The sequence below is a fragment of the Roseburia sp. AF12-17LB genome, from assembly GCF_003479605.1.
In the GTDB taxonomy this organism is placed as follows: Bacteria; Bacillota; Clostridia; order Lachnospirales; family Lachnospiraceae; genus Roseburia_C; species Roseburia_C amylophila.
The window spans coordinates 18,988-30,767 of the sequence record NZ_QUHR01000015.1; the positions used below are offsets into that span (position 1 = coordinate 18,988).

Annotated in this window: 12 protein-coding genes; all 12 read right to left on the bottom strand. The window is 40.8% G+C overall.

The genetic code is table 11. The features are described from left to right. Window positions 1–4 precede the first annotated feature (4 nt). The 12 genes from DWV68_RS13485 to DWV68_RS13535 all read right to left on the bottom strand — a co-directional run bounded on the left by DWV68_RS13485 (window position 5) and on the right by DWV68_RS13535 (window position 11,637). A complete protein-coding gene (locus DWV68_RS13485) occupies window positions 5–763 on the bottom strand; it encodes a TIM44-like domain-containing protein (RefSeq protein WP_118666027.1) in 759 nt (252 codons plus the stop codon). A 1-nt stretch (window position 764) separates the two neighbouring features. Then, window positions 765–1,893, bottom strand: a protein-coding gene (gene prfB, locus DWV68_RS13490; RefSeq protein WP_416906631.1) for a peptide chain release factor 2 whose coding sequence is annotated in 2 segments (ribosomal slippage) — window positions 765–1,829 and window positions 1,831–1,893 — 1,128 coding nt in all. Because the reading frame shifts where the segments join, the coding sequence is not laid out codon by codon here. A 243-nt stretch (window positions 1,894–2,136) separates the two neighbouring features. Continuing rightward, window positions 2,137–2,838 (bottom strand): DNA alkylation repair protein, encoded by a 702-nt coding sequence (locus DWV68_RS13495; protein ID WP_117842238.1) that lies wholly within the window; start codon window positions 2,836–2,838, stop codon window positions 2,137–2,139. Then, window positions 2,831–2,995, bottom strand: coding sequence for a hypothetical protein (locus tag DWV68_RS14485; RefSeq protein WP_022243557.1), 165 nt, complete (start codon window positions 2,993–2,995; stop codon window positions 2,831–2,833). The genes DWV68_RS13495 and DWV68_RS14485 overlap by 8 nt, the downstream gene beginning before the upstream one ends. Beyond that, a complete protein-coding gene (locus DWV68_RS13500) occupies window positions 2,995–4,293 on the bottom strand; it encodes a S41 family peptidase (protein ID WP_118666029.1) in 1,299 nt (432 codons plus the stop codon). The genes DWV68_RS14485 and DWV68_RS13500 overlap by 1 nt, the downstream gene beginning before the upstream one ends. A gap of 16 nt (window positions 4,294–4,309) precedes the next feature. Beyond that, complete coding sequence (locus tag DWV68_RS13505; protein ID WP_117842236.1) at window positions 4,310–5,527, bottom strand: murein hydrolase activator EnvC family protein; 1,218 nt, start codon at window positions 5,525–5,527, stop codon at window positions 4,310–4,312. 79 nt (window positions 5,528–5,606) lie between these two features. Continuing rightward, entirely contained in the window at window positions 5,607–6,512 is a 906-nt protein-coding gene (gene ftsX, locus DWV68_RS13510; RefSeq protein WP_117696706.1) for a permease-like cell division protein FtsX, read from the bottom strand. Then, the gene (ftsE, locus tag DWV68_RS13515) at window positions 6,502–7,185 is read right to left on the bottom strand and encodes a cell division ATP-binding protein FtsE (RefSeq protein ID WP_022243561.1); all 684 of its coding nucleotides are present in this window, start codon (window positions 7,183–7,185) and stop codon (window positions 6,502–6,504) included. The genes ftsX and ftsE overlap by 11 nt, the downstream gene beginning before the upstream one ends. A 22-nt stretch (window positions 7,186–7,207) precedes the next feature. Beyond that, window positions 7,208–8,296, bottom strand: a complete 1,089-nt coding sequence (locus DWV68_RS13520) for a PucR family transcriptional regulator (protein ID WP_117696702.1) — start codon at window positions 8,294–8,296, stop codon at window positions 7,208–7,210. 150 nt (window positions 8,297–8,446) lie between these two features. After that, on the bottom strand, window positions 8,447–9,319 hold the full coding sequence (locus DWV68_RS13525) for a YitT family protein (RefSeq protein ID WP_330419947.1): 873 nt from the start codon (window positions 9,317–9,319) through the stop codon (window positions 8,447–8,449). Between the two features lie 9 nt (window positions 9,320–9,328). Continuing rightward, a complete protein-coding gene (locus tag DWV68_RS13530) occupies window positions 9,329–10,000 on the bottom strand; it encodes a WecB/TagA/CpsF family glycosyltransferase (protein ID WP_117696699.1) in 672 nt (223 codons plus the stop codon). Window positions 10,001–10,641: 641 nt separating this feature from the next. After that, complete coding sequence (locus DWV68_RS13535; RefSeq protein ID WP_117842249.1) at window positions 10,642–11,637, bottom strand: aldo/keto reductase; 996 nt, start codon at window positions 11,635–11,637, stop codon at window positions 10,642–10,644. Between the last annotated feature and the right edge of the window lie 143 nt (window positions 11,638–11,780).

An 11,780-nucleotide genomic window follows, 5' to 3' on the forward strand; every position in this document is an offset into this window, starting at 1 on the left:
TTCATTACACCTTTTGGTATGTAACTTCGTAAAAATGCTGCAGAGACCAAACCTGCATATTGATTGGTATTACTTCACTGCCACAGAACTCACAGTATTTCGCTCCAAGGGATGTAACCGGAGCACCGCAGTGCGGGCAGGTAAGTCCTACCCCTTTATCAGCACTGACTTTGCTCTCATCCTGGATATACATCAGTTCCATGTTGTACTTGGTCTGTTCTAACAAATCTTTTTTACCGGAAATCAGTTTTCCGTCTTTCTCTTTATAGTGAATATGCTCCACTGCACTCTGTAGTGTAATAATGCATTTTCCCTTTTGTTTTTCATATCTGGCAATCTCAGTCTGATGAACACGGATACGTTCATATACCTCATTTACACCTGCTGTCTGATTCTGCTCAATTCTTGCTGTCACTTCTTCTTTAAGTGCTTCCGACAGGCTCTCTGCCCTTCCTATACTATGTTCGGAAATTGCCATCAATGACAATTTCAATGCATCTTCTGCCTTATTTTTAAACTGCACCCAGTTAAATTCCGGGAAATCCCGCTGTATCTGTGGTTCTAATAATCTTGTCATTCCGGATACGGAACATGGTGTGACAGACAGTTCCTCTTCCTGTTTCTTCCAGCCTTCCACTAAAGAATCTGTTCCAAAGAGATCCTGTGAGAATTTTCTTACTTTATTTTTCACATAGAAAACCACGCCTGCTATCACTCCCACAATGACAAGAATAATGACCAGTGGTATGATTACTTTTTCCATCTTACTCTCCCATCTTCTCCGGACAGCCCAGTGACAGCCACTTTAAATATCCATTAATGAAAATATCAATATCTCCATCTAATACTGCATCTGTATTTCCCGTCTCTACGCCGGTTCTGGTATCCTTTACCATAGTATACGGCTGCAATACGTAGGAGCGTATCTGATTTCCCCAGCCAATTTCTGTGACTTCGCCACGGATATCTGCTGCTTTATCTGCATTTTCCTGCTGTTTCAATAAATACAGCTTGGATTTTAACATCTGCATTGCCTTGTCTTTATTCATGTGCTGGGAACGCTCATTCTGGCAGGTTACTACAATTCCCGTCGGAAAATGGGTAATCCGGATTGCTGAAGATGTCTTATTGATATGCTGTCCACCGGCTCCGCTGGAACGGTAGGTATCAATCCTTATATCTTCATCCTTTACTTCAATATCAATGTCTTCTTCTATATCCGGCATCACATCACATGATACAAAGGAGGTCTGACGCTTTCCTGCCGCATTAAACGGTGAAATCCGCACCAGACGGTGTACGCCTTTTTCTGATTTCAGATAACCGTAAGCATTTTCTCCGTTTACCTGAAAGGTAATGGATTTGATTCCTGCTTCATCTCCATCTAAGGAATCCAGTACTTCAATGGCAAATCCTTTATCGGATGCCCATCTTGTATACATGCGGTATAGCATGGATGCCCAGTCACAGGATTCTGTTCCGCCTGCTCCTGCATGCAAGGATACAATTGCATTGTCTTTATCATATTCTCCGGATAACAGGGTTTTGATCCGAATCTTTTCAAACGCTTCTTCGTATTCCTTTATCTCTTCTTCGATCTCCGGAATCAGGGAAACATCATTCTCTTCATCTCCCATCGCAATCAGTGTTTCAATGTCAGAAAGTTTCTCTTCCAGCTGTGCACAGACTGCCACGTCATCCTTATAGCTTTTTAACTCTTTCATCTTCTGCTGGGACACTTCTGCATCATTCCAGAAATCTGGTGCTTCCATCTCCCGTTCCAATTCTTCGATTTTTTTTGACTTATCTGCTAAGTCAAAGTGAATCCCTCACTTCCTGCAGTGGAGCCTTATAGGTTCCCAATTTGTATCGGTATGCGTCCAATTCAACCACAGTATCACCAACTTTCTTATATTCTTATGATTTTCTGTATAACAAAGAATGTGCCTTGGCACATTCTCGCGCCTGCGCGGTCGCTTGCGACATCTACCCTATACGCCGCAGTGCGCATCCCCGCGGAGCGTTTTTTCTTTGCAGGAAAGCAATTTCCTGTAAAGTAAGAAAAACCACTATAAACATTATAGTGGTTTCCCGGCTTCGAATCAATTATATTTTCCTTAATATTGGTTGAAAAGTCTATTTTTCTGCTTTCCGTTTCATTTTTAAGAGCATTTCCTTATCCTCTTTGGTCACGCGATAGGATTCCCTGATTTTCTGTATCGTCTTATTGTAAGTCCAGTCATCCAGATGATTTGTCCTGAGATAGGAAAGTGTTTTATCCCGGAACTTCACAAAACACACGGACAAATTCCAGGCTACTGCCATTTTCACATAATAGGCATCCTGATGAATCTTATCCATCTCTTCTAAGACAAGGTCGATATAGTCTTCCGTAATAAAATGATCTAATAACATCACAACGCCAAACCGGATGAAAAATTCTTCATCACTGCGAAGATAAGGCAGTAAATATTCTAAAACTGCCTCCGGCTCTTTTCTGGCAATTTTTAAACTTGCACAGGTGCTGTCACATACCGACCAGTTCTTAATTTTTGGAAGAAAGGCATCAAGATACGGACGGATTCCTGTGAAATCACTTTTCACATAGCCTAAGGTCATGCCCTGCAACATGGTCTCTTCCATGGAATCATCCGATGCCTGTGAAAGGTAAGTCTGCCAGTCTCCTTTTGCTAATTCTTTTGCATAAGAACGAAGTAAGGGCAACCTTACTCCAAGCACATGTTTTTCCCCCGGAATCAATCCGGCGGAAAAGGTGCCAAAATCCGGTTCTGCCCATTCCATTAACTGCTGGCGAATCTTTTCATTTAATTCACTCATGATTTATCTCTGTTGTAATTTCTGTATTCTGTGCATTGTCATGCTCTTCCGCATCCTGATACATCCCCTTAAGTACGAGAATGGTAACTACCAGAAGAATTACTGCCACCACATAGCGAATGATAAGTTTTTTCTTCTCTTCGTTATTCATCTTCATTATTCTTCTCCGTTCAATACTTCAATGGCTTTTAATATCTGATTATCCTGCATCTCATCATAAGTACCCTCGGTATCTCCGGTGTACTCATATTCAATTTCAACATCCGGTGTAATTCCGGTTCCATGGATGTTATCACCGTTTGGTGTATAATATTTTGCTACCGTAAGCTTAATGGCACTGCCGTCCTTTAACTGCATGATATTCTGCACAATGCCTTTTCCAAAGGTTGTGGTTCCAATCAGTGTTCCATAATCAAAATCCCGGATGGCTCCTGCAAATATCTCGGATGCACTGGCGGAATTGCCATTGACTAATACTGCAATCGGCATATCAAGATAATGCTCTGCATCAGAAGTATAATCCTGACGGTTGCCATATTTATCTTCCGTATAAACAACAGTTCCTTCCGGAAGAATCATATCCAACATCTGCTGACAGGATACTACCATTCCGCCGCCATTATCACGTAAATCAATAACCAGCTTCTCCATACCCTGACCCTGTAAATCTGTAATTGCATCCGAAAACTGGGTTGGTGTATTCTCTGCAAATTCAGATACCTGTATATATCCGATATTGTTTTCTAACATTTTATAAGCTACTGTTGGAATATCTACTTTGGCACGGGACACATCAAATTCCAGATTTTCTGATTCCCCTTCTCTTTCAATTACCAGATGAACGGTGGTTCCCTCTTCGCCACGGATGTTGGTTACCAGTTCCGACAATTCCATAGAAGTGGCTTCAATATCATCTACCTTGACTATCTTATCGCCTTCTTTTAATCCTGCTTCCTGTGCCGGAGAATTATCATAAATATGGGTAACGGATACTTCCATGGTATTCTTATCCTGGGTAAGTCCTGCTCCGATTCCATAATAATTTGCATGGGTGGATATCATGATATCTTCATATTCTTCCGGGGTATAATACTCACTGTACGGGTCTCCGATCCCCTCAAACAAGCCTTTATACATTCCGTTAATCAAGTCTTCCTGATCCACATCTTCATAATAATCTGCATTAATCTGGTCTGCCAGATTATCAAGCTTATTGATGACATCCTTTGAAAGCAGATCACCATCTGATGCTGTTACCGTCTGGCTGCCTCCTGTTATGCCTTTTCCACCAATTACCACAGCACCACTGTAAATACCAATCAATAATACAATCAGCAATACCGCCATGACCGAAGCAGCACCGGTAATCGCACCACGCCAGTAAGTTCTTTTCTTTTCCTTTATTTCCTGCCTGATTGCTTCTGCTGAATTTGTCTCTTCCCTTATTTCGTCCATCTTTCTTCCTCTTTTACTATTTACTCAGATAATTCCATGGGCTTACATAGCTTCCATTTAAGGATACGCCAAAATGTAAATGATTTCCAGTAGATATACCGGTACTTCCTACCTGGGCTATCGTCTGTCCCGCCGTGACTTTATCACCGGTGGATACCAAAAGTGCCGAAGCATGCCCATATACTGTATATAGCCCGCTGCCGTGGCTGATCATTACATAGTTGCCCATTCCATTATTATAGCCTGCATAGGAAACCGTTCCATCTGCCGCCGCCACAATACTCGCACCATAGCTTGCCCCAATATCCAGTCCCTTATGATTAGAGGATGCTCCCTGGGTCGGAGATAATCGCGTTCCGTAATCACTGGTTACCCTGGTACTGCTCGGACACGGCCATACAAAAGCCCCGCCACTGTATACATCTCCGGGAGTCGTATCCGGAGTAGTTCCATTTTCCTCTGCTTCCTGTCTTCGTTTCTCTTCTTCCGCTTTTTTTCTGGCTTCCTCTGCCTGAATCTGCGCAATAATTTCATTCTGTGCATCAATCTCTGCCTGTACTGCATCTGCATCCGACTGTGCCACCGTAATGTCACTCTTTACCTTATCCAGTTCGTCTTCCTTGGCATCCATCAGAGCCTGCACGGTCTGCTGCTGGGATTCTACCTGTGCCTTCAATTCTTCCAGCTCTGTATATTCCTGTTCTAACTGTTCCTTGGCATCTGCCACGGTCTGTACACTGTCATTGTACTGCTGCAGCATATCTCTATCATATTCTGAAATCTGCCGGATATATTCTGCCTGATTCAAAAATTCTGCCATACTGCCGGATTGAAAAAATGCTTCCAGATATGACATTTTTCCACTATTTTCATACATGAACTGAATCCTTTTGCTCATAGCTTCTGCCTGGCTTGCCACATCCGCCTGGGCATCCTCTAATTCGCTCTGGGTGTCTGTAATCTCGGCACTCTTTTCCTCTAACTGTGCCTGTGTATTGGTAATTTCAAGAGAAATGCTTGTAAGCTGCTGATCTAATTCCTTTACCTTCGTCTGAATATCAGCCTTGGAATCTTTCAGCCCATCAATGACACTTTGGGCCTCCTCTAACTGCTTCTCTAAATTTTCTTTTTCCTTCTGTGCATCAGACAGGCTGCTGGCAGATATCTCCATCACCGGAGAAAGTAACATCACAGCTGTCAGTATTGCGGTTGTTACCTTTCTTCGTATCTTCATCTTATTCTCATCACCTTTTATATATTCAAAACAGGGTATCCCTGTGACTGCCCCAGTACACAGGCGATACCCTTTATCCTTATACTTTCAAATGCTTCTTAATAGTCAGCCGGCTGCCAACAAATCCAATTCCCACTCCCAACAGCAGTGAAATCGGAACCAGACTGTGAAACAGTTCTGCAACCGGAATAAAATTCATAATATTATCTAAAAAGCTGAATTTGTCCGCTACATATACTATAATCTTGCCATACATGAAGTAAAGCAGAATCAGTGGCAATGCAGAACCCAGAAGTCCAATCAGCACACCCTCTACTACAAATGGTGCCCGCACAAAAGAATCCGTAGCTCCAATCAGCTTCATAATCGCAATCTCTTCTCTTCGTACCGAGATGCCAACTGTAACGGTATTACTGATTAAGAAGATAGCAACCGCAAGCAGGATTAAGATAATGCCTCCGGAAACATACGCAATCAGTTTATTAAAATCAGACAATGTATTTGCCACCACTGCAGAATGATGCACTTCCCTTACGCCATCTAAGGACTCTAAATATGTAACCAGTGCATCCTGCATGGAAACATCTTTCATATAAATTTCATAACTGGCAGAATTAGCAAGTGGATTCTCCGCAAATCCCTCTGCTGCTTCTTCTGAGCCACCAAAATATGTCTCTTTACATCTTTCCCACGCTTCATCTGCGGAAATAAATTCATAGCTGGCAACTTCCACACGCTTACTAATTTTATTGCCAATCTCATCTATCTGTTCCTGTGAGATTCCTTCATTAAAGAAAACAGATACTGCAACGCCTTCCTCTGCCTCTTTTACCATTGACTGAAAGTTTTCTACAATTGAATAAAAAAGACCAAACAAAAAGATACAGGCACACATAGTCGCAATAGATGCTATTGAAAACATTTTGTTACGCCAGATATTCTTGATACCCTGTTTTATTGAATAGAAAAACGAACTAATCCTCATCGCTGCAATCACCTTTCTCGTCACTGATAATGACGCCTTTCTTCATTGTGATTACACGTTTCTTCATTGCCTTGACAATCTCAAGATTATGTGTAACAACGACTACTGTCGTTCCCTTCTGGTTAATCTCCTCTAAGAGCTTCATGATTTCCCATGCATTATGGTTATCGAGATTACCGGTCGGCTCATCTGCCAGAAGAATCTTCGGCTGATTTACCAGTGCTCTTGCAATGGCAACCCGCTGCTGTTCTCCACCGGACAACTGTTTTGGATAAGATTTATATTTTGCTGCCAGCCCTACCATAGATAACATGGTCGGTACACTGCTTCTTATGAGCCTTGCCGGAGTACCTATTACCTTCTGGGCAAATGCTACATTCTCATATACATTTCTGTCTTTCAACAGGCGGAAATCCTGGAACACAACACCTACATTACGACGATATTTCGGTATCTGCTTTCTCCGGATTGCATTTAAATTACGGTTGTTAATCGTAATAACCCCTTTGGTCGGCTCTAATTCTTTTAACAATAATTTAATCAGTGTTGACTTTCCGGAGCCGCTGTTTCCAACGATAAAGACAAATTCCCCTTCTTCTATATTAAGACTGATATCATTTAATGCCGGTATTCCTGCCGAATATGACTTGCTTACATGTTCAAGCTTAATCATGTGTTCCTCCTAAAACTACTGCTTAGTAATCCAATGTCTCCATATATTTCATGTATTTTACTACCATTAACGCAATTTTAAATGTAATGGCATCTTCAAATACCCGAAGGTCTAAGCCTGTGCTTTTCTGCAGTTTATCCAGACGGTATACCAGTGTATTTCTGTGTATGTATAACTGTCTGGATGTTTCTGAAACGTTCAGGCTGTTTTCAAAGAATTTATTGATGGTAGTAAGTGTTTCTTCATCAAAATCATCCGGAGATTTTCCATCGAAAATCTCTTTGATAAACATTTTGCAAAGCGGAATCGGGAGCTGATAAATCAGACGTCCAATTCCCAGTGCAGAATACGCAATAATATTCTTCTCTTCAAAGAATATCTTTCCTACATCCAATGCCATTCGGGCTTCTTTATAAGAACGGGATACTTCCTTAATCTCATTTACTACGGTACCATATGCGATATAAGCCTCGCAGTCTTCATCTGCCTTGAACAGATTTAAGATAACTTCTGCCGTTTTCTCCAAATCCTCATAGGTCTCATTTTCTGCAAGTTCTTTTACCACAATGATATTTTTCTCATCTACCGCTGTCACAAAATCCTTGGACTTGCCGCCAAAGATACTGCGTACTTTTTCCAGTTCATTTCCGTCCTTTTCCCGGTTGGTTTCTACAACATATACCACGCGGCGTACTTCCGTCTCAATATGAAGCTTCTTCGCACGGTTATAAATATCTACTAAAAGAAGATTATCCAATAAAAGATTCTTAATAAAGTTGTCCTTATCAAACCGTTCCTTATATGCTACCAGAAGATTCTGAATCTGGAAACCGGCAATTTTTCCCACCATATACACATCATCACTGTCACCATTTGCCAGTAAAACATATTCTATCTGATGATCATCAAAAACTTTAAAGAACTGGCATCCCTGAATCACCTGACTGTCTGCCGGAGATTCTACAAATGCCAATGCAGGATTGATATAATTATCTGCATCAGGAAATGTGGTTGCCAATACTTTCCCCTCAGTATCGATAATGCACATATCCACTCTTGTAATCCCTTTCAAACCGTCAATTGTGTTTTGAAGTATCTGATTTGAAATCATACTTTTTTCTCCTTCTCTTATCAATATCGCCCCAGTTACTGGACAACTTTCACAAAAAATCCGCATCCTTTTGTGAAAGATAAAACTCTTTGAATCTTATTTTAATGCAAAACGTCAAAAAAATAAAGAGGAAATGTGAATATTTTTATGCTAATATTCCAAAAAACCTTCTCCCAGCACTTCCCGGGCATCCGTCACAATTACAAAAGCTTTCGCGTCAAGTTCCATTACTATCTCTTTTAACTCTACAATTTCCTTTTTCGGCACTGCACAAAAGAGTATGTCCTTCTCATTTCCGGAATACATTCCCTTTGCATGAATCGCCGTAACACCGCGGTTCATCCGGTGCATCAGTGCATCTGCCACTTCAGCGGCATCTTCCGTAATGATATACGCCGCCTTGGAATATTTGATACCTTCCATAATTGCATCCGATACTTCCGTTGTTATAAAAATTGCCACCACAGCATATAACGCCGGCTTTACTCCAAAGAAAAACATTCCGCTTAACACAATAATACCATCTAACACCAGCATAATCTGTGCAATGGTATATTGTTTTAGAAAACGCTGTAATAAAGTGGCTACCATATCTGTCCCTCCAGTAGAGGACTTCGTCACCAGAACCAGACCGATTCCCGCTCCGGAGATGCATCCGCCATAAATAGCTGCCAGCATATAATCATCCTGTGCTATATTCCAGTGAGGCAGTACCAGAAGCCAGAAAGACAGCATTACCATTCCATATAATGCCCGCCACAAAAATTTCTTTCCTTTTCTTCTCCATGCGCATAAAAAAACCGGAAGATTCAACGCCAGGTTCGTAAACCATAACGGAATTCCTCCGGGAATCCATTTTACTGTCAGTTGTCTGATAAGAATTGCAACTCCGGTAAATCCACCAACAACCATTCCTACCGGGTCATAGATGGACTGAATTGCTATACCCATAAGGCAGGTTCCTGCTGTCATACACAAATAATCCACTATGGCCGGTCTTTTATATCCCAGACCCATAACCATCCGTTTCCTTTAATCTTTATTATATTTGTGTAATTTGCTCTGCAGTTTCTTCTTATAAATCAATCTGCCCGCTATCTGGGATATTCTGCTGATACGGGAACGCGGTGCATAATCACTGCTCAACCCATACCATATTTTAGCATCCAGTTTGCTTTTATTTTCTGTCAAAAACTGTTCCTGTAACGGAGACGGCAGAATGGAAAAAATAACATCTGCACTGGCACTGTTAATCTCATTTACCACACTTTCAAAGTCATTGGACTTTTCCTCAATCGCACAATGACCCGCCACCTCAATCTGTTCGTATTTTCCTACAAGGAAATGCTCCAGCTGTTCTTCCTGAGCAATGGTTTCCGCCAATAAAAATACTCTCTTATGGTTACGGATAATCCGCTTGATGAATTCCCGGAAGAAATCATGATTAATGGTCTCACTGAGCCGCTGGCTGGAATGAACATCTGCCGCAATCAGAATCTCCTTCTCTCCGATTACCGCAAGATCCAGCTGTTCAATGCACGCCCGCACCGTTTCATCCTGTCCTGCCAGTTCTAACATCTTCATATCTATGGTCTCTATGGTATTCATTATCGTGTTATCCAGATAATTTTCCACCTGCATCATTGCTTCACGGACTGTATAATTATCTACTTCTATTCCCAGTATATCGATTTTCTTTAACATCTTACACCTGTCTTATTCTGTGCATTTCCATGCGCTTTTATGCAAGTAGTATAGCAAAAGCTCCAGTTTTTTTCAACCATTGTGCAAATTTTCTGTAATAATTTTCTCAGATTGCCTTTTTACACTTTTGTAAATAAACTGACATTTTCAGACAATTTTATATGATTTTTTCAATATTGCAATGTCAATAGATTTTGTGTATTTTTTTGAAAAGTTATCAACTTTATCATTTGTTCACAAAACATCCGTTCTTATTTTTTGCTATGTAAACCTATATTTTTCTCCTTTTTTCTGTGGATAATGTGTATAACTTGGTGTATAACTCCTTTTTTTCGATATTTCCACATTTTTCGATGTGGATAACTTTTGGGACTTTTTTATGATTTCCAGCACTTTTTTTCGACGTTCTTTTCTTTTTTGTGCATATTGTATATTTTCAAAAAAGAAGTGTAAAATTGTCTGATTGCAATTTACACTTCTTTTCCGTCAAATGAATTTCTTTTCCACTTTTCAAAATAGTACCTCTTCCCCATATGTATATTTACATAATATCATATTCGTTCACATAACTATTTTGATTGGGAAATTGTATGAACAATTCCTTCTATTCTTTTTTCCAAAACTGCATCTGCGTCCAGGCTTCAGGCTCTGCAGACAGCTTCGATTTCTTCTAACTCTTCCGTGGTAAATGCCGGTGCATCTACAATCTTTAAATTATCTAATATCTGCTGCGGACGGGATGCGCCAATCAGAACACTTGCTACCGTCTCATCCTTTAATATCCAGCTTAATGCCATCTGTGCCAGTGTCTGTCCACGGCGCTTTGCAATTTCATTCAGGCTCTTAATCTGCTGCATTCTTGTTTCCGTAAGGTCGGATGCATGAAGGAATCTGCCATCTCTTTTAATCCGGCTGTCCTCCGGAATTCCATCGATATACTTATCTGTCAGCATTCCCTGTGCAAGTGGAGAAAATGCGATCACACCTTTCCCCTTCTCTTTTGCAGCTTCTAGCAAGCCATTATTCTCTACCGTACGGTCAAAGATATTATAGCGGTTCTGGTTTATCACAAACGGACACTTTAAATCTTCCAAGATTTCAGCTGCCTGTTTCATATGCACGCCATCATAATTGGATATTCCTACATATAATGCTTTTCCGCTTCTTACAATCTGGTCTAATGCCAGCATGGTTTCTTCCAATGGCGTATCCGGATCCATTCTGTGATGATAAAAAATGTCCACATATTCAAGTCCCATACGTTTTAAGCTCTGGTCTAAGCTCGCAATCAGATACTTCCTGCTGCCATGATCCCCATAAGGTCCCGGCCACATATCAAAACCTGCTTTCGTTGTAATTAACAATTCATCGCGGTAGGCATGCAATTCTTCCCGCATGATCCTGCCAAGATTACTCTCTGCACTGCCATATTCCGGGCCATAATTATTTGCCAGGTCAAACTGTGTGACTCCATGGTCAAATGCCGTAAAACACATTGCTTTCATGTTCTCATAATTATCATTGGTTCCAAAATTATGCCAGAAACCAAGGGACAATATTGGAAACAACAATCCGCTCTTTCCTACTCTTCTGTATTTCATGGTTTCATATCTTTGTTCTGATGCTGTATATTCCATCTGTGGTAACCTGCCTTTCATTCTATAATAATGCACCTCCGCCACTTTATTGGCTGATTTTATTATAATTGCAGTTTTTCCAGATAAAAATAGGGTTATAGGACAAAACGTGTTGATGGCTAATCCCATTCTGTAAAAGATTT